This is a genomic window from Microbacterium enclense, from assembly GCF_001456955.1.
Classification (GTDB): domain Bacteria; phylum Actinomycetota; class Actinomycetes; order Actinomycetales; family Microbacteriaceae; genus Microbacterium; species Microbacterium enclense.
The window spans coordinates 196,673-220,435 of the sequence record NZ_KQ758471.1 but is presented as its reverse complement, the minus strand read 5'-3'; the positions used below and the strand labels follow the sequence as shown (position 1 = coordinate 220,435).

Genomic DNA, 23,763 nt, shown 5'->3' with positions numbered 1-23,763 from the left:
CGTGGGCGCGGGGTGGAGCGGGGGTGGAGGGGGCGGGTGCGCCGCCCCCTCCGGTGGGGCAGGGTTCTTACTTGAGACCCTCGAGCATCGCCGAGACCTTGTCGGGGTTGTCGTCGACCCACTTCTTCGCCGCGTCCTCGGGCGACATGTTGTCTTTCGCGATGTAGGCCGCGACGGTGTTCTGGTCGTCGTTGGTCCACGTGAAGTTCTGCAGCAGCTTCACGGCCGGAGTGTCCTTCTCGACCCAGGTCGACGAGGCGATCTTGTCGAGGACGTAGGGCGGGTAGTCGCACGCGACCTGCTCGGGGACGGCGTCGCAGCCCTCGGTGTACTCCGGCAGCGTGATGTGCCCGAGCTTCTGCTCGGTGAAGAACCAGTGCGGCTCGTAGAAGTAGGCCAGCAGCGGCGTGCGGTTGGCCTCGGCGGAGCGGAACGCCTCGATGAGTGCGGCCTCCGAGCCTGCGTAGACGACCTGATAGTTCAGGCCGAGGTTCGTCACGAGCGCCTCGTCATTGGTGACGTAGCTCGGGTCGCCGTCGAGCAGCTGGCCCTTGCCGCCGGACTCGCTCGTCGCGAACAGGTCGGCGTACTTGTTGAGGTCCTCCCAGGTCTTCAGGTCGGGGTACTCCGTCGTCATCCACTCGGGGATGTACCAGCCGATGATCCCGTCGTTGCCGGTGGGGCCCACCTCGACGGCGGTCTTGTCGCCCTCGATGTACTTCTCCTTGAGAGCCTCGTGCCCCCAGTTCTCGAGGACGACGTCGATCTCGCCGGAGCCGAAGCCCTGCCAGGCGACCTCCGACGACACGGTCTTCTGGGTGACGGTGCAGCCCAGCTCGTTCTCGGCGAGGTAGGTGTACACGGCGGCATCCGCGGTGTAACCGACCCAGTTGTTCATGGCGAGGTTGGTGGTGCCGCACGCGGCGGAGTCGGATCCGCCGGCGGTGTCGTTGAGCGATGATCCGCAGCCGGCCAGCGTCAGGGCTCCGGCGGAGATGACGACGAGCGCGGCGAGGGTGCGGACAGGACGTTTCGGTGCGTGGTGCATGGATACTCCCTTGGTGAGACGCGGCGTCTCGGTCGGCCGGGCCGGAGCCCGGTTCATGCGTGGGCAGTGGTGCGTCGGGTGGTGGATCTCCGGAGGCGTCGGGTCGGCGCCGCGGGAGCTGCGGGGGCGCGGGGAGCGCGGTGGGCGAAGGCCTGGGTGGTGCGGTCGAGCAGCATGCCCCAGATGACGATCGCGAGACCGGCGGCGAGGCCTTTCCCGAAGAGCTCGATCTGCACGAAGCCGGCGACCACGAGGTAGCCGAGTCCGCCTCCGCCGACGAGACCGCCGATGACGACCATCGACAGCACGTAGATGAGCGCCTGGTTCACGGCCAGTGTGATGGCCTGGCGGATCATGGGCAGCTGCACCTTGGTGACGTCCTGCCAGGGGCTCGATCCGGTCGACAGGGCGACCTCGACCAGGGTCTCGGGGAGCTGTCGGATGGCGTCGGCGATGATCTTGATCGCCACGGGGGCGGCGAAGACGATGGCCGCGACGATCGCGGTGAAGCGATTGGTGCCGAACAGGCCGAGGAAGGGCACGAGGTAGACGAACGCGGGCATGGTCTGCGCGGCATCCAGGATCGGGCGGATGGCGGCGTCCACGCGGGGAGCGCGGCCCATCCACACGCCGACGACGAGCGCGATGGCGACGGTGAAGGTGGTCGCCACCAGCGTCGAGGCGAGCGTGACCATCGAGGGTCCCCAAACGCCCAGCGTCCAGACCGCCACCATGCCGGCGAGGGTGCCTGCCGCCAGCATCCAGCGACCCGCCACGAAGGCGATCACGGTGAACACCGCCATGATCACCGCGATGGGCGATTGCTCGAGCAGCGCCTGCAGCGGGTTGATGAGCGTGCTCGTCACGATCGCCTGCACCGCGGAGGTGACGCCGCCGAGCACGCTGTTGACCTGACCGGATGCCGCATTGACCGACGTTTCGATGACGTCGCCGATCTCGACCTGGGCGGGGAACACCGCCGCCCAGACCTGCGACCGTGAGAGGAAGATGCCCGTGACGACGATCGCGGCACCGACGGCGAAGGCGATCCGACGCGGTCTCGGATCGGCGACCCGGCGTGCCGCGGCGACGGCCGGATCGGCGCGGCGACCGATCGCGGTGGTCACACGGTCGAGCACGATCGCGAGCAGCACCACGGCGAGACCGGCATTGAAGGCGCGTCCGACGTTGAGCGACTGCAGCGCCTGCACGACCGCCTGGCCGAGCCCGGGAGCGGCGATGAGTGCCGAGATGGTCACCATCGACAGCGCGGCCATCGTGGTCTGGTTGATCCCGAGCACGATCGAGGTGCGGGCCAGGGGGAGCACCACCGTGCGCAGACGCTGCCGCGGTGTCGCGCCGAGCGACGCCACACTCTCGTCGATCGATTCCGGGATGTCGCGCACCCCGTGGGCGGTGAGGCGGATGACGGGGGGAGCGGCGTAGATCAGTGTCGCGATGACCGCGGCGGCGGGCCCGATGAGGAAGATGAGGGCCAGCGGGGCGAGGTAGACGAAGGTCGGCATCGTCTGCATGAAGTCGAGCACGGGCGTGACGACCTTCTCCACGCGGGGCGAGCGCCCCGTCCAGATCCCCAGGGGGATGCCGACCAGCAGCGCGAAGAACACCGCGGACAGCGTGATCGCGAGGGTCTGCATCGCCGGCAGGTACAGTCCCTGCACGCCGATGACGAGGAGGAAGCCGACGGTGAGGGCCGCGACGCGGGCGTTCGCGCTCACCCAGGCGATCCAGCCTAACAGCAGCACGCTTCCGAGCCAGCCGATCTCGGGATAGCCGAGTCCGTACGGAGTCGCGGCGAACACGGCGAGCATCGCCTGCACCACGGCGTTGACCACGACGCGTACCCCGTCGAGCGCCACGAGGACGACGTTGGACGAACGGTTGGCGGCCACCCAGTCCTTCACGGCGTCGAAGAAGTGGTGCACGTCGTTGAGTGCGGCGGTGGGGAGGGCGTCGGTTCCGCGACCGTTCCAGAGGGCGAAGACGACGAGCCACAGCACGAGCACCCCGCCGAGGATCGCCGTCCGCGCGGAGATCCGCCGCGGTCGCGGAGCCTCCTGCAGGTTGGATGCCTCGATCTTGGTGATCTCGACGGTCGTCGGGGCGGCGGAGGCGCTCATGCGGGGTGCCGTTCGCCGGCGACCGCGCGCAGGACGGCGTCGCGATCGACCACACCGATGACGGTGCCGGTGGCATCCGTGACGCGGACGGGCACGGAGGAGGCGAGCACGACCGGGATGGCGTCGGAGATCACCGTCTCGGCGGGAAGGTGCGGGGCATCTGCGGCCGTGTCGCCCGCACGAGCGATCCAGCGGAGCGTCAGGACGCTCGCGATGGGCACGTCGGAGACGAAGTCGGCGACGTAGTCATTGGCCGGGGCGCCCACGAGCTCCGCGCCCGTCCCGATCTGCTGCAGCTCGCCGTGGCGCATGATGAGGATGCGATCGCCGAGTTTGAGGGCTTCGGAGAGGTCGTGGGTGACGAAGACCATGGTCTTGCCCATCTCGTGGTGCAGTCGCACGATCTCGGCCTGCATGTTGCGACGGATGAGCGGGTCGAGGGCCGAGAAGGGCTCGTCGAACAGCAGCACGTCGGGGTCGCCGGCGAGGGCGCGCGCGAGGCCGACCCGCTGCTGCATGCCGCCGGAGAGCTGTGACGGATAACGCCACTCGTATCCCTCCAGGCCGACCAGTGACACCATCTCCAGCGCTCGTGCGCGTCGCTCGGCCTTGCCGACGCCGCGGATCTCGAGGCCGTAGGCGATGTTGTCGACGACGGTGCGGAACGGGAGCAGGCCGAAGTGCTGGAAGACCATGGCGGCCTTGGTGCGGCGGAACTCGCGCAGTGCCGCGGGCCCGAGTCCTCGCAGGTCGTCGCCGCGCATCGCGATGCGGCCGGCGGTGGGTTCGATGAGCCGGGTCAGGCAGCGCACGAGGGTGGACTTGCCCGAGCCGGACAGGCCCATGATGACGAACACCTCTCCGCGGCCGACCTGGAAGCTGAGGTCGCGGACGGCGACGACATTGCCGGTGCGCTCGAGGATCTCGGCGGTGGTGAGTTCCGTGAAGTCCGGGTTGTCGACGACATTCTCGGCACCGGGGCCGAAGACTTTCCAGAGGTTGTCGACCGCGAAGTCGGCGACCGCCGCGGTGGTCGCGGGTGACAGCGGTGGTGCCGTGATGGTGCTCATCGATGGAGATCCCTTTCGCGAGGAGAAGTCACGGGTCGATCCGGAGATCGGGGTGGGAGCACGACGCGACTCGGGATGTCTGTTGCGCTCAAAGAAACAGTTGTGCGTTGAGCGCAACAGTAGAGCCCGCGTGCGGGGGATTCCGTCGAAATCGAGGGGGTGTGACGCGATGTTTACACGCGCGATACGTACGCCCGCCTCGGCGAACGGTCATGTTTCGTGTTGCGTATCGCGACCCGTGTTGCGCCATGCGATGCATTAGCGTGAAACCGTCACGACGACACACGCCATTCGAATCCCCGCGGGAGAGTCCGCGTCCGACCCGGACGCGGCGCCGAAGGAGCAAGCCCTCCCCGCACAATCTCTCAGGCCTGGAACCGCGGGGGTGAGGCGAACTCTGGAAAGCAGGTCTGCCTGCGCCGACGGAGAAAACCGCTACCAGCGGTGAAGCTCTCAGGCCCGATGACAGAGCGGGGAGGTGACCCATCCGATCGCCGCCGCGCCCGCGGCACTGACAGGGAGCCTCCCGCCATGACCCTTCTCTCCTCGACCACCGCCCCCGTGCTGACCGCCTCGCTCGCCGAGATCGATCCTGCCGTCGCCGCCGCCCTCGACGCCGAACGCGATCGCCAACGTGACACGTTGGAGATGATCGCCTCCGAGAACTTCGCGCCGCTCTCCGTGATGCAGGCGCAGGGATCGGTGGCCACGAACAAGTACGCCGAGGGATACCCCGGCCGTCGCTACTACGGCGGTTGCCAGCACGTCGACGTCATCGAGAGCCTCGCCATCTCGCGCGTGTGCGGCCTCTTCGGCGCCGCATACGCCAACGTCCAACCGCACTCGGGCGCACAGGCGAACGCCGCGGTGCTCTTCGGTCTGCTGCAGCACGGCGACACGATCCTCGGCCTCGACCTCGCCCATGGTGGACACCTCACCCACGGCATGCGACTCAGCTACAGCGGCAAGGCCTTCGACGCCGTCGCGTACCACGTGGATGCCACGGGCTCGGTCGACATGGAAGAGGTCGCCGCCCTCGCCCGTGAGCGTCGTCCGAAGCTCATCATCGCCGGCTGGTCGGCCTACCCCCGTCAGCTCGATTTCGCGGCGTTCCGCGCGATCGCCGATGAGATCGGTGCGTACCTGTGGGTCGACATGGCGCACTTCGCCGGCCTCGTCGCCGCGGGCGTGCACCCCAACCCCGTGCCGCACGCCCACGTGGTCACCTCCACCACCCACAAGACCCTCGGTGGTCCGCGCGGCGGCATCGTGCTCACCAACGATCCCGACATCGCCAAGAAGATCGACCGCGCGGTCTTCCCGGGACTGCAGGGCGGCCCGCTCGAGCACGTCATCGCCGCCAAGGCGGTGTCGTTCCTCATCGCCGCGGGCGACGACTTCGCCGACCGACAGCGGCGGACCCTTCGCGGCGCACGGATCATCGCCGACCGCCTGACGCAGCCCGACGTCGCCGCCGAGGGCGTACGCGTGCTCACCGGGGGCACCGACGTGCACCTGCTGCTCGTCGATCTCGTCGCCTCGACGCTCGACGGCAAGCAGGCCGAGGACCGCCTGCACGAGGTGGGCATCACGGTGAACCGCAACTCCGTGCCGAACGACCCCCGCCCCCCGATGGTGACGTCGGGTCTGCGCATCGGCACCCCCGCCCTGGCCACGCGCGGCTTCGGCGACGAGGCCTTCGCGGTCGTGGCCGACGTGATCGCCGAGGCGCTGCGCGCCGACCTACCCGTGGAGCGGATCGCCGAGCTGCGTGCGACGGTGGCGGAGCTGGCATCCGCTCACCCCCTCTACGAGAACGTCCTCTGATGGTCGTCAGTGCGTTCGACCTCTTCTCCATCGGCGTCGGCCCCTCGAGCTCGCACACCGTCGGACCGATGCGTGCGGCCCTCGCGTTCGCCGAGCATCTGCGCGACGCCCATCTCGACGAGCGGGTGGCTCGTCTGCGCGTCGATCTGCTCGGATCCCTCGGTGCCACGGGTCGCGGCCACGCGTCCGACCGCGCGGTGCTGGTGGGTCTCGAGGGGCAGCGCCCCGAGACGTGCGACCCCGACCTGCTGCGCGACATCGAGGACCGCGTTCGCGCCGACGGGATGCTCTGGCTCCGCGGTCGGTACCCGGTGTCGTTCGACGTGGATGCCGACCTCGTGCTCGACGGTCTGCGATCACTGCCCTTCCACCCCAACGCCGTCGTCTTCTCGGCGTTCGACGCCGCCGGCGTCACGCTGGCGGAGAAGGCCTTCTACTCCGTCGGCGGAGGGTTCGTCGTCACCCAGGAGGAGGCGTACGGCGCCGTCACGCAGGCGGAGCCGGTCTTCGTCGCCCATCCGTTCCGCACGGCCGACGAATTGCTCGCCCGGTGCGAGGAGACCGGGCTGTCGATCGCCGAGATCGCCTTCGAGAACGAGCTCGCCCACCGCGACGGCGACGCGGTGCGCGAGGGGCTGCTCTCGATCTGGACGGTGATGAGCGGGTGCATCGACCGGGGTGCCCGCACGCCGGGAGTGCTGCCGGGGCGTCTGCGGGTTCCGCGCCGCGCGCCCGAGCTGGCGCGTCAGCTCGCCGACGAGACGGCGTCGACGGACGCCCTGCGCGGTACCGACTGGCTGACCATGTTCGCCATGGCCGTCAACGAAGAGAACGCCGCCGGCGGACGGGTCGTGACCGCGCCCAACAACGGCGCCGCCGGTGTCATCCCCGCCGTTCTGGCGTACTACCGCCGGTTCATCCCGGGCGCCGACGACAGGGGGGTGGTGACGTTCCTGCTCACGGCCGCCGCCATCGGCTCCATCTACAAGGAGACGGCGTCGATCTCGGGTGCGGAGGTCGGATGCCAGGGCGAGGTGGGGTCGGCGTGCTCGATGGCGGCGGCCGGTTTCGCGGCCGTCCTCGGGGGGACGCCCCGCCAGATCGAGAACGCGGCCGAGATCGGCATGGAGCACCACCTGGGCATGACGTGCGATCCGATCGGCGGTCTCGTGCAGATCCCGTGCATCGAGCGCAACGGCGTCGCGGCGGTCAAAGCCGTGACCGCCGCCCGCACGGCGCTGCGCGGCGACGGCACGCACATCGTGTCGCTCGACAACGTCATCCAGACGATGCGGCAGACCGGAGCGGACATGAACGACAAGTACAAGGAGACGTCGCGCGGCGGCCTCGCCGTCAACGTCGTCGAGTGCTGACTACGGACCCCGCCCGGTGTCGATCGGGCGGGGTCCGTCGGCCTTCATCGGTGCCCGTCCGCCGCTCCTCCACAAGCGCGGAGCTTGCCGCGATTCATCCACAGATCAGGCCGTATGTCTCCACGTGCATGCGGGAAGCGCTAGGTTCGCCGCCACGGAATACGTCCCCGCGGGGGCCGATCGAAGGGTGGAGATCATGTCGGATGTGCAGAAGCAGCACGTGCTCGGTCGACCGACCGGAGCATTCGTCGGAGCGTCGTGGGTCGCGCTCGGACTCGGGGCGTCGGTGTACTTCATCGGGCTCTACAACGCGCGGATGCTGCTGGCGGAGAAAGGCTTCTTCGTGGCGGTGTTCCTGCTCGGACTGTTCGCCGCGATCTCGGTGCAGAAGGCCGTGCGCGACCGCGCCGAGGAGATCCCCGTCACGGGTGCCTACCTCGGCGTGGCATGGGGGATGCTGCTGATGGCGCTGACCCTCATGACGATCGGCCTGTGGAACGCCGAACTGTTGCTGTCGGAGAAGGGCTTCTACGGCATCGGTTTCGCGATGAGCCTCTTCGCCGTCGTGGCGGTGCAGAAGAACGTGCGCGACCTCGCGGCATTCCGTCGCGTGCACCCCGACCCGGCGCCGATCGAGCGTCCGGCCTTCCCATCCGGCCTCTGACGCCTCAGGGACGGCGTCCTCGACCGGCGACCCGTCCGCGGACGACGTAGCGACGTTCCACCCCGGCGGTCTGCAAGCCCCAGGTGCTGGCCGCGACGCGGCGCTGGTGAGCGTCGAAGGCCGCCTCGTCGATGAAGCGTTCGTCGACCCGCCAGATCAGAGGGTCGGCCGTCGGGGTGACGTCGAAGGCGATGCATCCGGGCTCGGAGCGGGTGAGGGCGATGTGCTCGGTAAGGAGGCGGCGCACGCGCGACGCCTCCTGTTCGTCCGCGCAGACCAGCTCGCCCGACAACGTGACCTCGGTTTCGCGCGGCACGGGCGTCGTCACTCCGCTCAGCCAGTCGCGTCTCAACACGCTGTAGGCGACGGATGCCAGGGGAGTTCCACCCTCGACCGGCCAGCCGTCGCGGTAGTACGCCTCGTGCACCCAGCCGCTCTTGTCGAAGGTGCGTCGCATGGCGGCGTTGTCTTCGCGGGTCTGCCCCTCCAGACGTACGACGCTCGGGCGGGTGCGGAAGACGCGGTCGGTCGCGAGTGCGAGTGCCTGCGTGCCGATGCCGTGGCCGCGCCACCGCTGCGCCAGACGCAGGTCGATCATCGCCGTTGGGTCGCCAAGGTCGTGCAGACGCATGAGCCCGACGCGTCCCCACTCGTCATCGTCCAGCCAGAAGGCCTCGACGTCGTCGCCGCCCCACGCCCCCGCGTCGATGTCGGCCGTCACCTGGGCAGTCGTCGGCCGCCGCCGGACGTGGAAGGGGAACTCCTCAGCGGTGAGGAACGAGAGCAGTTCGTCGCGGTCGCGGCCGGTGGGGTCGATGCGAGTGATCGTGAGCGACATCGCTCCAGCGTAGACAGCCGGATCGCGGCATCCTGTCTACGCTGAGGAGACCATCCACCGCACAAGGAGTCCGTCATCCCCTCTGCATCGCGAACCCCCGCCGATCGAGCGAAGACGGTTCGCTCCGTCCGCACCGCCTCCCTCACGATCGCCGCCATCGGCGCCTCGATCACGACGGGGGCGCTCGGGCCGTGGTGGACACCGGTCATTCTGCTCCTCGCCACGGCCGGCGCCGTCTGGGTGACGTGGCGGGGCGAGGGAGGTCTGGTAGGAGCCCGCTCCGCGCTTCCGGTACTCGTCGTCGTGGTGGCTCTGACCGTTGCGGCGATGCTCGGGATGGTGGGGGTGCTGCCGTCCGCGTGGTTCTGGGCGGCCCTCGGTGCCTATGCCGTCGCGTGGGCGGAGTACCTCGTCACGCAGACCATCGGGCGCTCTCGCGCGTCGTCGGCGGTGCGCTGAGCCTCACCGGCGCTCGAGGCACACCATCTTCTCGCGGTCGTCCCACGACGCGACGGGTTCGAAGCCGAGTCGGCGGTACAACCGGATGGCGGGCTCCCGCCACTCCCAGACCGACAGACGCACGGGCACCGCGGCGTCGTCGATGGCGGCGGTGACGAGTGCCGCCCCCACACCGTGGCCGCGCGCGTCCGGCGTCGTCCAGAGCCGCGAGACGTCGGTGCCGGTGGGAGTTGCGGCGACCACCACCATGCCGCAGTCGTCGTCGCCGACCGACGCAATTACCACGCGTCGCCCGTGGAAGGCGGTGGCCGGTTCGGCGATCTCGCGCGCGTACCGCTCGGGGAGCGGCGCGTCGCCGTCGGTCAGCGCACGCTCGACCTTCTCGCTCTCCGTCTGAGAGTGATAGGCCGCGGCGAGGCGCGAGACGGTCGCGGTGTCGCGCGGGAAGACGGCGGTACGCACCGCCACGGCGCGGTCGGTCACGACCGCTGGCCGTCCGTCCCGCGTCGGCCCTCGCGCGCGGCCGCGGCCATCTCATCGCGAACGGCTCGGCGCACCACCCAGTACAGGGCGTAGAGCACGATGGCCGCCAGCGTCACGAGCAGAACGAGCTGGGTGAGTGCGTCCATGCATCCAGGCTTTCACGCCGCGGCGCAGATCGCGAGACGCGGCTCGTACGAGAATCCGGGATGCCGATGGTGTCGGCATCCCGGTTTCGTTGCAACTCAGACCGTCGCGAGCGTCGGCTGCCACCCCAGCGCCGGAGCGACGTGTTTCGCGAAATTCTCGACGAGGCGCAGGTTGAACGCAACGCCCATCTGCGACGGGATGGTCAGCATGAGAGTGTCGGCGCTCATCACCGCGGCGTCGTTCTGCAGCTGCTCGACGAGCACGTCGGGGGACGCCGCGTAGGTCTTGCCGAAGGTCGAGCGCATTCCGTCGATGACGCCGATCTGATCGCTGCCCGCCGATCCGCCGAAGTACATCTCGTCTTCGGCGGTGACGATCGGGAAGATGCTGCGGCTCACCGAGGTGCGGGGTTCGCCGGCGTGCCCCGCCTCGCGCCACGCGGCGCGGAAGGCGTCGAGCTGTTGCGCCTGAAGGAGGTCGAACGGGGTGCCGTCGGCTTCGGTGAGGAGGGTCGACGACATGAGGTTCACGCCGATACGGCCCGCCCACTCGGCGGTCGCCGTCGTGCCGGCGCCCCACCAGATGCGCTGGCGCAGGCCGGGGGAGTGCGGCTCGATGCGCTGCAGGCCGGTGCCCCCGCCGAAGGGGCTCATCGGGTCGCGCTCGGCGAGGCCTTCGCCGTCGATCGCGCGCAGGAACAGATCGAAGTGCTCGCGGGCGATGTCGCCACCGCGGGGGTCCTGCGAGCCGGTGTAACCGAACGCCTCGTAGCCGCGCACGACCGTCTCGGGTGAGCCGCGGCTGACGCCGAGGGCCAGTCTGTTGCCGCTGATGAGATCGACGGATGCCGCCTCCTCGGCCAGCATGAGCGGGTTCTCGTAACGCATGTCGATGACGCCGGTGCCCACCTCGATGCGCGAGGTGCGAGCGGCGATCGCCGCGAGCAGCGGCATGGGCGCCGCCTGCTGTCGGGCGAAATGGTGCACGCGGAAGGAGATGCCGTTGACGCCGAGGTCGTCCATGCCTTGGGCGAGGTCGATCGCCTGGAGCATCGAGTCGCCGGCGGTCAGCTGGCGTCCGCCACCGAGGGGGCCGTAGTGGCCGAAGGAGAGGGTGCCGAAGGAGCGCATACCCGGTGCAACGCGGAGCCGGGCACTGTATTCCCGTGCATGTAGTGAGGCCGGCCCCGGGGCCTCCGGGGTGTGGAAGCATTCACAGCATGGACGACGACGTACGCCAGGAGTTGCGTCGCCTCCGTGCGCGGGCGTACGGGCCCGACGCCGACATCTCCGGCGACCCGGTCGCCGCTGCGCGGCTCGCCGCCCTCGAGGAGCTCGAGCGCCGGGAACGGCTTGCGACCGCGCCGCCACCCCCTCCGGACGCCGAGCCGGCGGCATCCAGTGCCGAAGACGACGGCGCCGAGGGCGACGGTGCCGAAGACGACGGCGCCGATGATGATGACGACGACCCCCGCGAGCACCGTCCGCTGGTGCGCTCGCGGCGCACCCTCTGGGTGTGGGCGATCTCGCTGGCCGCCGTCACCGCCCTGGCGAGCGCGGCGACCGCGCTCACCCTCACGTTCGTGCCGGTGCCCACCTCGGTGGGAGCACCGCAGGTCGGAACCCTCGAGCCCGACCCCGACGCCGAGACCCCCGCGGTCTTCGGTCAGCGCACGGGCGCGGAGCGCGCCTTCAAGGACTTCTACGGCGTGACCGCCTTCGCCGGATACGCGCAGGTCGACGCGACGGAGAACCGCAGCCCCTGCGTCTACCTGCTCGAGACGCGAGAGGTGTCGGAGCAGGAGGCGCGCGGCGTCAGCGGCAACTTCGTCTACGGCGGGTGCGGCGCGGGGATCTTCCCCGCGACGGTGGAGTTCGTCGTCGCCGAGGGGATGCCGGATGCCTTCGTCGAGAGGTTCCCTATCGGCACGAGCGTGCAGTTCGTGTTCGACGGTGAGAACGTGGGCGTCTTCGCCGACCGGGGATGAGGCGCCGCAGCGGTCCCGGCGGCCGGGACGGGCTTGGTCACCCGGGTCGTGTCGATTCTTCGACATGCCCGGCGATCTCGACGGTGCGGGGTGCGCGCCGCGGGTTGCCACCCGGGGGACCCCGAGCCCGACGAAGGACTCGCCGTCTCGCGGATGAGAGGGTGGGGGAGTGACCCCCCTTCTCGAGCACGTCCCCGTCGGCGCCGACCCGGATGCCGTCTACCTGGGCTTCGTCGACTGGGCGGGCTCGCGCGGGCTCACGCTCTACCCCGCGCAGGACGAGGCGGTCATCGAGATCGTGTCCGGCGCGAACGTGATCTTGTCCACACCGACCGGTACGGGGAAGTCGCTGGTCGCGGTGGCCGCGCACGCGGCATCCCTCTCGCGGGGCGGCCGCACGTACTACACGGCGCCGATCAAGGCCCTCGTGAGCGAGAAGTTCTTCGCGCTCGTCGACATCTTCGGCGCCGAGAACGTCGGCATGGTCACGGGTGACTCCTCGGTCAACGCCGACGCGCCGATCGTGTGCTGCACGGCGGAGATCCTCGCGAACCTCGCCCTGCGCCAGGGAGCGGACGCCGACGTCGACCAGGTCGTCATGGACGAGTTCCACTACTACGGCGAGGCCGACCGCGGCTGGGCGTGGCAGGTGCCGCTCCTGCTGCTGAACCGCGCGCAGTTCATCCTCATGTCGGCGACCCTCGGCGACGTCACCGACATCGCCGACGACCTCTCCCGCCGCACGGGCCGGCCGACCGCCCGCGTGACCGGCGTCGAACGCCCCGTGCCGTTGCACTTCGAGTACGCCCGGACCCCGGTGCACGAGACCGTGCAGGAGCTGCTCGACACCAAGCAGGCGCCGATCTACGTCGTGCACTTCTCGCAGGCCGCCGCGATGGAGCGGGCGCAGGCGCTGTCATCCATCCGCATCATCGGGCGCGAGCAGCGCGACGAGATCGCCGAGGCGATCGGCGGCTTCCGCTTCACGACGGGCTTCGGCAAGACGCTGTCGCGCTATGTGCGGGCGGGCATCGGCGTGCACCACGCCGGCATGCTGCCCCGCTACCGCCGGCTCGTGGAGACGCTCGCCCAGCGCGGGCTCCTGCGGGTCATCTGCGGTACCGACACCCTTGGCGTCGGCATCAACGTGCCGATCCGCACCGTGTTGATGACGGCGCTCACCAAGTACGACGGCACGCGCATGCGCCAGCTGTCCGCGCGCGAGTTCCATCAGATCGCCGGCCGCGCGGGTCGGGCCGGCTACGACACCGCGGGCACCGTGGTCGTCATGGCGCCCGACCATGAGATCGAGAACGCAGCTCAAATCCTCAAGGCCGGCGACGACCCGAAGAAGCAGAAGAAGATCGTGCGCAAGAAGGCGCCGCAGGGCTTCGTCAACTGGACCGAGCAGAGCTACGACCGCCTCGTCGCCGCCGAGCCCGAACCGCTTCAGCCGCAGATGAAGCTGAGCGCCGCGATGCTCATCAACGTCATCGCGCGCGGCGGAGACGTGTTCGGCAACGTCCGCTCGCTGGTCTTCGACAACCACGAGCCCCGCCCCCGCCAGTTCGACCTCGCCCGCCGCGCGCTCGCGATCTTCCGCACGCTGGTTCAGGCCGGCGTGGTCGAGGTCGTCCCCTCGCCGCGTGAGTCGCCAGAATCTGTCGCTTCGAGCGGACCCGAAGCGACGAATGTTGGCGACTCGCGCATCAGGCTCACCGTCGACCTGCAGCCGAACTTCGCGCTCAACCAGCCGCTGTCGCCGTTCGCGCTCGCCGCGATCGAGATGCTCGATCCCGAGGTCGAGCTCGGGCGGGGGCCGGATGCCACGGCGGCCGCCGGCAGCGTGGGCACGGGGCACTACGCGCTCGATGTCGTCAGCGTTATTGAGGCGACGCTCGACGACCCGCGCCCCATCCTGTCGCAGCAGCAGTTCCGTGCCCGCGGCGAGGCGGTCGCGGCCATGAAGCGCGAGGGCATCGAGTACGACGAGCGCATGGAGCTGCTCGAGGAGATCACCTGGCCGAAGCCTCTCGACGAGCTGCTCGCCCAGGCGTACGAGGTGTTCGCGTCGAGCCAGCCCTGGATCCGTGACTTCGAGCTGTCGCCCAAGTCGGTCGTGCGCGACATGTTCGAGCGGGCCTGCTCGTTCGGCGAGTACGTGTCGCTCTACCAGCTCGCCCGGAGCGAGGGGTTGGTGCTGCGGTACCTCAGCGATGCGTATCGCGCGATCCGCCAGACCGTGCCGGTGGATGCACAGACGCCCGATCTGCTCGACCTGATCGCCTGGCTGGGCGAGCTCGTGCGCCAGGTGGACTCGAGTCTCGTCGACGAGTGGGAGCAGCTGATCAACCCTGCCGACGATCCGGACGGACCCGTCGTGCCGCCGGCGCCGCCGTCGATCCTCACGAACCGGCGCGCGTTCGTCGTGCTCGTGCGCAACGAGATGTTCCGTCGCGTGCAGCTCGCCGCGCTGCAGAAGGACGACGAGCTGGTGGAGCTCGACCCCGACGTCGACTGGCCGGGCGCGCTCGATCGCTACTTCGACGAGCACGACGCGATCGGCACCGGCGGAGCGTCGCGCTCGTCGGCGCTGGTCGACATCGACGAGTCCGCCGCCGCCGAGGGCGTGTGGCGCGTCGAGCAGACGATCGACGACCCCGCCGGCGACCACGATTGGCGCATCCGCGCGCAGGTCGACCTTGCCGCGTCTGAAGAGGAAGGCACCGCGATCGTGCGGGTCACCGAGGTGCTGCGGCTCTGAGGCCTTCTCCACGTCGTGCAGGCGGGTGAACTTCTGCACGAGCCGCGAACATCTCGCTGGGCGCTCTCGTCGAGACCGCTACAGTCGGTGCATTGCCGCTCAGAGAAGGAGACCGACGTGGAAGCCCTCCCGCTCATCGCGACAGCCATCGGCCTCTTCCTGTCTATGTCGGCCACTCTGCTCGGCGGAGTGAAGTGGATGCTGGGCCGTGTCGAGCAGCGCACTGACGCCCGCTTCTCGCGCGTGGACGCGCGCTTCGATCGGATGGACGCGCGCTTCGATCGGATGGAGGATCACACGGTTGAGCGCTTCGCCACGGTCGGTGGCTCCCTGATGGAGGTCAAGCTCGGTCTCGTACGGCTGGAGACGCGCACCGACGAGCGCTTTTCCGCGGTGGGGCACTCTCTCGGTGAGGTGAAAGTCGCTCTCGCGCGGCTGGAGGGTCCCCACCCGCCGTTCTTGATCGCTCGGGGCTAGCCCTGCGGCGGACTGCGACCGCCCTTCGACCGGCTCCGGCACCGAACGTGCCGAGCCGCAATGGCTGGGCCCGTCGAACCCGGCGGAACGCTCACGGAAACGACGGATGCCGAGGCCCTGAGGCCCCGGCATCCGGTGTTCTCGCTCGCGCTTACGACTTGCGGGCGACGCGGTTCTCGGCGCTGACCATCCACGACAGCTGCTCGAGGCGCTCGAGCACGCCGTGCAGGATGTCGGCGCTCGTGGGGTCTTCGTCGTCGACGTCGTCGTGCACGTCGCGGACGGTGCCGACCGTGGCATCCAGGCGCTCGGTGATGAGGTCGATGACCTCGGCGGTGTCGACCTCGCCCTGGGGGAACTCGGGCAGGGTCGTGGTCTCGGCGACGGTGTCGCTGCGGCCGTCGGGCAGCGCGTGCAGCGAGCGCATGCGCTCGGCGACCTCGTCGCTGAACTCACGGGCGGCGTCGATGATCTCGTCGAGCTGCAGGTGGGTGTCGCGGAAGTTCTTGCCGACGACGTTCCAGTGGGCCTGCTTGCCCTGGACCGAGAGCTCGATCAGGTCGACGAGCACGGCCTGCAGGCTGTCGGTGAGCTTCTCCGACGCCTGGAAGCCCTTCTCGGCGTTCTGCTCGTCGGTGGTCTCGGGGCCGCTGCCGCCGCGGGCCGGGCGGCGACGGTTCTTGGTCGGGGCGTCCTTCGTGGTGGTGGACATGCGCGTTCCTTTCACTCGCGGTCGGTAGCGACGTTAGGCGCGGCGCTCGGGTGCGCCCGGGGGGTTGCGGGGCCACGGACGGCGCGGTAGCCGGGTGAATTCTGCGATCTAAAGCGGTGCAATCCCGCGCCTCTGGCCGGATGGCGCTCGGCGCATTCATCAGGTTCGAAGGGCCGACGCTCAGCCGTGTCGCTTCGAGAGGACCTCCATGAGCTCTGCTCCCCTGTTCCGTTCGCTGTCCCTGGCGATCGCTGTCGCCATCGCGGCGCTCGCGGGGGTGGTCGTCGCGACCGCGGCACCACTTCCCGCGGCGGCCGTCGAGACAGCCGACGTTGACGGCGACACGATCGCCGACGCGGTCGAGCGCGCCGTCTGCGGGTCGGCGACGTGCGCTACCGGGGTGGAGGACCGCGACGGCGACGGTATCCCGGATGCCACCGAAGTGCCGGCGTGCGGGGACACCACCTGCGCCTCGCCGACGGCCGATCGCGACGACGACGGCATCCCCGACTACGCGGAGCGTCTGGTGTGTGACTCCGACACGTGCTCGAACGCCAAAGAAGATGCCGACGCCGACCGGATCGGCGACTGGGTCGAGTTCGTCATCTGCGGAACGCGCACGTGCGCCGACGGCACGGAGGACTTCGACGCCAACGGGGTCTCGGATGCGGCAGAGCTCGCGGCATGCGTGAAGAGCGTGAACGGTCTCGCCATCACCGGCGGCAACGTAGCGCTGTGGGTCGGCGTCGTTGCTGCGATCGCTCTGGCCGTCGGTATCGCGATGCGCGCACGCCGCCGTCACGCCGACGCGGAGACGGACGCGTGATCCGGCGCCTCGTCGCGGCCCTCGTCGCTGCCGTTGTGATCATCGGCGGCGGGGTCGTTGCCGAACCGCCCGCCACCGCGGCGGAGCTGGCCGCCGTCGCACGTGCCGAGGTGCTCGAGCGTGTGCGCGAGGCCGCGCTCCCCGTGACGCCCGACCGAGTCGCATCCCTCCCCGGCGTCGGCCTGATTCGAGACCAAACGCCCGCCGCGCCCGCGGGCTCGGCGCACCTCGAGCCGGGCGTCGCCTCCACGCTCCGTGCCGACCAGCTCGGCGTGAGCGCGGTCTTCTCCGGACACGACATCCACCGCAGCGTCACGCTCGAGGCCCGCGAACCCGTCGGCGAGGCGATGGCCCTGCGCACCGCAGCGGCCGAGACGGCCGGCACCGTGGTGTCCGAGGTCGTCGAGATCACGGCGACGGATGCCGGCGGCGAGCGGCTCACGTCATTCCCAGCCGAGCTGCGCGAGGTGCCCGACGATGTATCCGCAGACGGACCCCCGGTCTACGACGTCACCCCGGGTATCTCGCTTGCACTCGCCGTCGACGCGGACCGTGTGCAGGACGCCGGTGTCGACCCCGCGACGCTGCAGATCTACACCCGTTCCGACCCGGGCGAGCCGTGGTCGCTGCTGCCGTCGTACTTCGACGCCGAGACGAACACCGTGCGAGGCGAGTCGGATCACCTGTCGCAGTTCGTGGTCATCGGCATCCCCTTCGTCCCCGCTCCCGGCCCACGCGTCGTGCTCGACCCCGACAACGACGAAGGCTCGGTGCAGACGCCCGCGCCGGCGTCGGAGTTCCCCTACAACTGGGATCTTGTCGACCGTCTGCGCGGGATGCTCGAGGAGCGGTGCCTCGCCCGAGTGACGGTGACGCGACCGGCGGGCGTGCGCTTCGTGTCTCGTGACACGCGGGCACGCGTCGCCGAGGCGGCGAACCCCGACGCGACGGTGGCCTTCGGCTTCAACACCTGGCGCGGGTTCGCGTGGGGCACCGAGCGTGAGGGCGGGACGCTGGCGTTCTCGCGCTCCCGCGGCGGCGACAACGCGCTCGCGCAGTCGTTCGTCGACCATCTGCCCGATTACACCGGCAGGCCCGCCAAGCGGGCGGCATCCACTCGCAACTTCCCGTTCGCGGAGTACGCAAATCTCCCGGGCGCGTACGCGCACGTCGAGGCGCTCTACCTCGACAACAACTTCGACCGGCCCGTGATCGATCACGGGTTCGGGAGCATCGTCGACGGCGCGTTCCGCTCTCTCGGCGGCTACCTCGAATCGCAGGGGTTCGACTGCTCCGACCCGGCGACCGGCGGATGGCCCTCGCCGCCGTCGCAGGCGGAGCTCGCCCGCTGGCGACACCTCGGCTACCAGAACCACCAGATCTACGGCGCCGACCCCGTGTCGTTCTCGACCGGCAACCTCGTCGAGTCCTTCCCCCTGTTCTCGCTCAGCGGGCCGGGTGCGCAGGCGATCGAGGCGACCCTCGTCTACAACGCACAGGACGGTCGACTTTCGCGCGTCGGAGCGGGGTGGTCGTTCAGCCTCGGAGCGCGCGCGCAGCGGTTCTCCGACGGATCCGTCCTCACGGTGCGCGGCGACGGCGCGTCGTACGTCTTCACCGCCGACGGCGCGGGCGGCTATACCTCCGCCGACGATCCCGACCTCACCCTCGTCGAGGCCGGGTCGGGGCGCCTTCGCCTCGCCGACCGTGAGGGGGCGTCGTGGGTGTTCGACGCGGCCGATATCGAGGGGATCGGCGAACTCGTCAGCCACACCGACGCCTCGGGCGCCACCACCACCCTCACGTACGGCGCGGCCGATCCGAACGTTCACCAGTTCGTGCCCCTGACGTCGGTCACCGACGCCGCCGGGCAGACGGTGGCGCTGGAGAGCGACGGCGTCGGGCGCGTGACGGCATTCCGCCTCCCCGACGGACGCACGTGGCGACTCGCCTACGACGGCGCGGGAGACCTGGTGTCGATCACCGATGCCAGCGGCGGCACCCGCTCCTTCACGTACGACGCGGCGCACCGCATGCTCACCGCCACCGACGAGGCCGGTTCGACCTACCTCGTCAACGCCTACGACGACCAGGGACGCGTGGTCTCGCAGCGCGACGCCGAGGGTACCGAGCGCCGATTCGTCTACGAGCCGGGCCGCACCGTCTACACCGACAACGAGGGCCGTCAGAGCATCTTCGGCTTCGACGACCGGTACCGCATCACGAGCGTCGAGAACCCCGACGGCCAGGTCGCACGGTGGGAATTCGATTCCCGGGGCGATGTCACCACGCACACCGACGAGGCGGGACGCACCACGCGGTACGTCTACGACGCGGCGGGGAATCTGGCGAGCGAGACGGATGCCGCGGGCCATGAGACCCGGTACACCTCGACGCCGTCGGGTCAGGTGGCATCCCGAACCGATTCGCTCGGGCGCACCTGGGCGTACGCGCACGACGCGCGGGGCCTGGTGACGGCCGAAGACCGCCCCGACGGGACGACGATGCGGTACGAGTACACGCCCGGGGGCGACCTGTCGGCGGCGATCGCACCCTCGGGGGCGACGACCCGCTACGAGTACGACGCCCGCGGCAACCTCACCGCGCTCATCGACCCGCTCGGGCACCGCACCGCGTACGCGTACGACGCGAGCAACCGACTGACCGCCGTGACCGATCCGCTCGGCGCGGTCACGACGTGGGAGTGGGATGCCGCCGACCGGATCGTCGCGACCGTCGACCCCACCGGTGCGCGAACGACCTTCACCTACGACCGGACCGGCAACCTGACCTCGGCGACGGATGCCACGGGCGCGGTGACGCGCTACGAGTGGGACGCCCTGCTGCGGATGGCGAAGAGCGTCGCGGCGGACGGAGCGGAAACGCGGTATGCGTACGACCGCGAAGACAACCTCGTCTCGACGACCGACCCCGAGGGCGCGGCGACGCAGCTTCTGCTGGATGCCGCGTACCGCGAGACCGGCGTCGTCGACCCGAATGGGGGCCACTGGGAGCAGCAGGTCGATGCCACCGGAATCCCTACCGCCGTCATGGATGCCGCCGGGGCCGTCACGTCGCTCGAGCTCGACCAGCTCGGCCGGACCGTGCGGACCACCGACCCGACCGGCGTCTCGACGAGTGTCACGTATGACGAGGTCGGACGCGTGGCGACCGAGACCGACGCCGCGGGAGAGGTCGCGACCTACGCGTACGACCCGCTGGACCGGGTGACCACGGTCACCGACCCCGCGGGATACACCACCGAGTTCGTCTACGACATCGACGGCAACCTCATCGGCACGATCGACCGTCTCGGCAATCCGACGCTCTTCGAGGTCGATGCGGCGGGACAAGTCCTCGCGATGACGGATGCCACGGGTGCCGTCGAACACTACGAGTACGACGCCGCGGGTCAGATCACTGCCGTCGTCGACGCCGACGGCGCGCGGACGACGTTCACGTACGACGCCGCCGGTCGCACGACGAGCGTCACCGACCCGCTCGGTGCCGTGACCCGCAACACCTACGACGCGGTGGGACGGGTCGTCGTCGAAACGGACCCCGTGGGGGCCGAGGCCCATGTGGAGTACGACGCGGTGGGTCGCGTCGTGCGGATCGTCGATGCGCTCGACGCGGAGCAGCGGTTCGGCTACGACCGGGCCGGGCGCCGCACGAGTGCGACGAACGCGAACGGCATCACCACGACGTACGCGTATGACCCGCTCGGCAATCTGACCACCGTCGTCGAAGCAGCGGATGCCGCAGCTCCCGCCGACAGCGACACCAACGTCACCACGACCTACGCCTACAGTGCGACGGGGCTGCTGACCGGCATCACCGGTCCGACAGGGGCGATGACCGGCTGGGAGTATGACACGGCGGGCCGGCCGATCGTCGAGACGGGTCCCGCGGGGGAGCGGACCGAGACGGCGTACGACGCCGCCGGGCGGGTGCTGCGGGAGTCGAACGCGGTCGGGCTCATCGCCGCGTACCGCTACGACGTGCGTGGCGATGTCGCCTCGATGACGCGGTCTGACGGCGACGTCGGCTTCGAGTACGACGCCGAGCAGCGCCCGATCGCGATGACCGACCCCACCGGCGTCACCGGGTGGATCTATGACAAGGCCGGCCGGGTTCTGGAGCAGCTCGACTCGAACGGGCAGAAGCTCACGCACGAATACACCGCCACAGGTCTCACGGCCGCCACGACCCTGCCCGACGGCACGGTCACCCGGTTCACGTATGACGCCGCCGGCCGCGCGACGACGCAGTCGACACCGTTCGGCGACGTCGCGTACGCGTACGACGCGGCCGGGCGGCGCACGGGCATCGAGCGGCCGAACGGGGTGTCGACGACGGTCGCGTACGACGCGGTCGGTCAGGTCACGCGGGTATCGCACGCGACACCGCCTGCTGCGGGTGACGCTGCGGCGACTGCTGCGGCGAGTACCGTCCCCGCCCTGATTACGCAGGTCGATGGATGCCGCGGCGTCGCGGACTACCTCGACAAGCGGGCGGTCCCCGCCGCGGGTGCCGCGAAGAAGTGCGTCAAGACCGCGGCCTACCTCGATCGGCGCACGCTGCCGTCGCCGGAGACGGCCGCTCCCGCCGGTGCGTCGCTGACGTACGACTACGCGTGGAACCCTGACGGGTCGGTCGCTTCGCGGGCGCGCACGATCACCGCACCCGACGGCGCGACGGATGCCACCGAGCAGTCGTACGACTATGACGACCTCGCGCGGCTCATCGAGTCGGCGACGGGCGGGGGCGAGACCTCTCGCTACGGGTACGACGCCGCGGGCAATCGCACGAGCTGGGCGACCGGCGACCGCGCCGTCACGACGACTCTGGACGCCGCGGGCCGGGTGACATCCACCTCAGACGGCGCAAGCTACGCGTACGACGCCGCGGGGTCGAGGTCGTCGGCAGTGGTGGACGGGCAGCGGACGACATTCGCGCACGACGCCGCCGGCCGGTTGACCGGGACGTCGGCGGAGGGCCGCTCGACCGCATACGTGTACGACGGTCTCGATCGCCGAGTCGGTGCGAAGGACACCGAGGCGTTCGGCACAGACGAGTCGACGCGGGCGTGGGACGGGCTGCTGCCGGTCGCGGGTTCGAGTTCTCGTCACGGGGCGTCGAGCCTTCTGCGCGACGCCGACGGCGACGCGCTGGTGCAGTCGGGTGCGTCGGGGGTGTCGTGGTTGCTCGGCGACGCCCGCGACGTCACGGCGACGGCGACGAGCGGGGGAGTGCTCGACGACCTGGTGTCGTACGGCGACTTCGGCGGTGCGACGTTCGAGACGTCCGGGTGGGATGCCACTGTCGGCTACGACGCTCAGCCCGGTGATGCCAGCCTCGGCCTGGACGAGTACTTCGCGCGCTCGTACGACCCCACGGTGGGGTCGTGGCTGGAGGCGGATTCGTGGCGCGGCGACCTCGATGACCCCCAGTCGCTGAACCGCTACGCGTACGTGAAGAACTCGCCGGTGTCGTACGCGGATGCCTTCGGGTTCGTGCACACGCGCTTCGACGGCGGCGGCGGGTCGGGTCGGTCGCCGGCGTATCGGAGTGAGGCGCAGCGCGAGCAGACGCGCATGCTCAACCGGGTCAACGCCCACCGGTCCACAATCGGTCAGCTGCCGGTCCAGACCTTGAGGACGACGAACGGACGGTTTGGCGGGCCGGTGCCCAAGGGAACGGTGAAACAGCCCAGGTCGCGATCAGGGGAGCTGCAGTCCCTCAGGCATCTTCGGACCGTTCGCGGCTGCGGGTACATGGATTGGGGTTGTCGGACACCTGCGCGGCCCGCCGCGGTAACTGGAATCAACGCGATGAGCAAAGTTCTATTGACGGCTATTTCGGTCGGAGCTCCTCCGAGAAGCTCGACCGTCGTGGACATCTTGTCATTCACCTCCACAGATCAGGGTGCATTGCTGGCTGGATGGGCTGCCGGACTACTTCCAAAAGAAGTTACATACCGGGGAGGGGGGATGGTCGCGTCGGTCAAGAATGCCGTCGAGACCGCGGACCTTCGGCGGGACGTGAAGGCCGCCCTTGATGCAGGGCAGAGCCCGGTCGGACTGACAGGCGGATACTCCGCAGGTTCTCCCCCCAACTCCAATTTCGTCCGCGATATCGCTACCACCGTCTATTGGTCGGGCGCCGGCGACGCGAACCGGACGATGGTGGCCCTTGGGAGCTACGAACTGACCGTCTCTGCCGTGAGACGCGACAAATCGGGGGAGGTTTGGGTGACCTATCAAGCTACAAATACGACTCAACTTTCATCCGCACTCCGGGGGTTGAATCTCCCGTCGGAGGTCTTGCATGCGGCGGACGGCGGCGGGCCGTTGGCGCCCGTCAGGGAGACTCTGGTGTGGGAGGAGAAGGCTCGGTGAAATACTTCTGGATTTCGATGGGAGTGATTGCTACTGCTGTAGCGATCGTCGCTGGATTGACCTTCGCAACGCTCGAGGTGCTCGCGCGCGTGTGGAATCCCGTCTCCGAAGTCCACGCGGGGGACCTCGCCGGCCGTTGGATCGGTGTCTCGCCCGCCGAGAACGCTGTCGAGATATTCCTCGACGGGAAGGGACATCGGGCCGAAGTGAACCACTGGCCGGCGAATTTGGACTGCAATGTAGGAAGAATCGACGGCCCCTCCGACCTGGGTGACATCGAATGGACACCTAGCTCGTCCTTCCAGGCGGACGCTTTTCCACCGGACGGCGCTCCGGTGCTCCATCTCAGGAGCTACGAGGACGAGTCGTGTCCAAGAAGCCTGCGTTTCACTGTCGAACAGAACGCGCGATCAGGGGACCTCCGAATCGTCTATCAGGTGGGTGCTCTCGATGACGACACTCTGGATCAGGCGTTGATCTTCACCAGGGACGGTTCGTCGGGAATGCCTACAGAAGAAGGTGTGAGGGGGACCAATTGACGATGTC

General features: G+C 69.6%; 18 protein-coding genes and 2 riboswitches. Of the genes, 10 read left to right on the top strand and 8 right to left on the bottom strand.

The window, feature by feature from the left end:
• Positions 1–67 precede the first annotated feature (67 nt).
• From AS029_RS11140 to AS029_RS11130, 3 genes are read right to left on the bottom strand one after another with little or no spacing between them, the layout of a single operon-like run.
• Positions 68–1,048, bottom strand: a complete 981-nt coding sequence (locus tag AS029_RS11140; protein WP_058232662.1) for an ABC transporter substrate-binding protein — start codon at positions 1,046–1,048, stop codon at positions 68–70.
• 53 nt (positions 1,049–1,101) lie between these two features.
• Complete coding sequence (locus AS029_RS11135) at positions 1,102–3,189, bottom strand: ABC transporter permease subunit (protein WP_074615924.1); 2,088 nt, start codon at positions 3,187–3,189, stop codon at positions 1,102–1,104.
• Entirely contained in the window at positions 3,186–4,259 is a 1,074-nt protein-coding gene (locus tag AS029_RS11130) for a quaternary amine ABC transporter ATP-binding protein (RefSeq protein ID WP_058232661.1), read from the bottom strand. The genes AS029_RS11135 and AS029_RS11130 overlap by 4 nt, the downstream gene beginning before the upstream one ends.
• A 292-nt stretch (positions 4,260–4,551) precedes the next feature.
• Positions 4,552–4,649, top strand: a riboswitch (glycine riboswitch).
• Position 4,650: 1 nt separating this feature from the next.
• Positions 4,651–4,738, top strand: a riboswitch (glycine riboswitch).
• A 52-nt stretch (positions 4,739–4,790) separates the two neighbouring features.
• On the opposite strand from AS029_RS11130, the gene glyA reads away from it, so the two are divergent.
• From glyA to yiaA, 3 genes are all read left to right on the top strand, one after another.
• Positions 4,791–6,086, top strand: a complete 1,296-nt coding sequence (gene glyA, locus AS029_RS11125) for a serine hydroxymethyltransferase (protein ID WP_058232660.1) — start codon at positions 4,791–4,793, stop codon at positions 6,084–6,086.
• Complete coding sequence (locus AS029_RS11120) at positions 6,086–7,459, top strand: L-serine ammonia-lyase (RefSeq protein ID WP_058232659.1); 1,374 nt, start codon at positions 6,086–6,088, stop codon at positions 7,457–7,459. Before glyA ends, AS029_RS11120 begins: the two co-directional genes overlap by 1 nt.
• Before the next feature lie 196 nt (positions 7,460–7,655).
• Positions 7,656–8,123, top strand: coding sequence for an inner membrane protein YiaA (gene yiaA, locus AS029_RS11115; protein WP_058232780.1), 468 nt, complete (start codon positions 7,656–7,658; stop codon positions 8,121–8,123).
• A 4-nt stretch (positions 8,124–8,127) separates the two neighbouring features.
• Here yiaA and AS029_RS18040 read toward each other — a convergent pair whose 3' ends face one another.
• Positions 8,128–8,961 carry a GNAT family N-acetyltransferase gene (locus tag AS029_RS18040; RefSeq protein ID WP_074615923.1) on the bottom strand — a complete coding sequence of 278 codons (834 nt, stop codon included), beginning with the start codon at positions 8,959–8,961 and terminating at the stop codon, positions 8,128–8,130.
• A gap of 306 nt (positions 8,962–9,267) precedes the next feature.
• Between AS029_RS18040 and AS029_RS17640 the strand changes: the two genes are divergently transcribed.
• Positions 9,268–9,420, top strand: coding sequence for a hypothetical protein (locus AS029_RS17640; RefSeq protein ID WP_167345262.1), 153 nt, complete (start codon positions 9,268–9,270; stop codon positions 9,418–9,420).
• Positions 9,421–9,423: 3 nt separating this feature from the next.
• Here AS029_RS17640 and AS029_RS11105 read toward each other — a convergent pair whose 3' ends face one another.
• From AS029_RS11105 to AS029_RS11100, 3 genes are all read right to left on the bottom strand, one after another.
• Positions 9,424–9,903, bottom strand: coding sequence for a GNAT family N-acetyltransferase (locus AS029_RS11105; RefSeq protein WP_074615922.1), 480 nt, complete (start codon positions 9,901–9,903; stop codon positions 9,424–9,426).
• A complete protein-coding gene (locus AS029_RS17635; RefSeq protein WP_167345261.1) occupies positions 9,900–10,049 on the bottom strand; it encodes a hypothetical protein in 150 nt (49 codons plus the stop codon). Before AS029_RS17635 ends, AS029_RS11105 begins: the two co-directional genes overlap by 4 nt.
• A gap of 96 nt (positions 10,050–10,145) precedes the next feature.
• The gene (locus AS029_RS11100; RefSeq protein WP_058232658.1) at positions 10,146–11,180 is read right to left on the bottom strand and encodes an LLM class flavin-dependent oxidoreductase; all 1,035 of its coding nucleotides are present in this window, start codon (positions 11,178–11,180) and stop codon (positions 10,146–10,148) included.
• Positions 11,181–11,269: 89 nt separating this feature from the next.
• Between AS029_RS11100 and AS029_RS11095 the strand changes: the two genes are divergently transcribed.
• The 3 genes from AS029_RS11095 to AS029_RS11085 all read left to right on the top strand — a co-directional run bounded on the left by AS029_RS11095 (position 11,270) and on the right by AS029_RS11085 (position 15,278).
• Positions 11,270–12,037 (top strand): hypothetical protein, encoded by a 768-nt coding sequence (locus AS029_RS11095; protein WP_058232657.1) that lies wholly within the window; start codon positions 11,270–11,272, stop codon positions 12,035–12,037.
• Positions 12,038–12,206: 169 nt separating this feature from the next.
• Positions 12,207–14,801 carry a DEAD/DEAH box helicase gene (locus tag AS029_RS11090; protein WP_058232656.1) on the top strand — a complete coding sequence of 865 codons (2,595 nt, stop codon included), beginning with the start codon at positions 12,207–12,209 and terminating at the stop codon, positions 14,799–14,801.
• Positions 14,802–14,918: 117 nt separating this feature from the next.
• Positions 14,919–15,278 carry a hypothetical protein gene (locus AS029_RS11085; protein ID WP_058232655.1) on the top strand — a complete coding sequence of 120 codons (360 nt, stop codon included), beginning with the start codon at positions 14,919–14,921 and terminating at the stop codon, positions 15,276–15,278.
• A gap of 151 nt (positions 15,279–15,429) precedes the next feature.
• Here AS029_RS11085 and AS029_RS11080 read toward each other — a convergent pair whose 3' ends face one another.
• Positions 15,430–15,990 (bottom strand): Dps family protein, encoded by a 561-nt coding sequence (locus AS029_RS11080; protein WP_058232654.1) that lies wholly within the window; start codon positions 15,988–15,990, stop codon positions 15,430–15,432.
• A 208-nt stretch (positions 15,991–16,198) separates the two neighbouring features.
• On the opposite strand from AS029_RS11080, the gene AS029_RS17910 reads away from it, so the two are divergent.
• The 3 genes from AS029_RS17910 to AS029_RS11065 are packed head-to-tail and all read left to right on the top strand — an operon-like array spanning position 16,199 to position 23,756.
• Positions 16,199–16,816: a hypothetical protein gene (locus tag AS029_RS17910; RefSeq protein WP_228375937.1), complete on the top strand. Its 618-nt coding sequence runs from the start codon at positions 16,199–16,201 to the stop codon at positions 16,814–16,816.
• Entirely contained in the window at positions 16,813–23,217 is a 6,405-nt protein-coding gene (locus AS029_RS11070) for an RHS repeat-associated core domain-containing protein (RefSeq protein ID WP_058232653.1), read from the top strand. The genes AS029_RS17910 and AS029_RS11070 overlap by 4 nt, the downstream gene beginning before the upstream one ends.
• Positions 23,214–23,756 carry a hypothetical protein gene (locus AS029_RS11065; protein WP_058232652.1) on the top strand — a complete coding sequence of 181 codons (543 nt, stop codon included), beginning with the start codon at positions 23,214–23,216 and terminating at the stop codon, positions 23,754–23,756. The genes AS029_RS11070 and AS029_RS11065 overlap by 4 nt, the downstream gene beginning before the upstream one ends.
• Positions 23,757–23,763 lie beyond the last annotated feature (7 nt).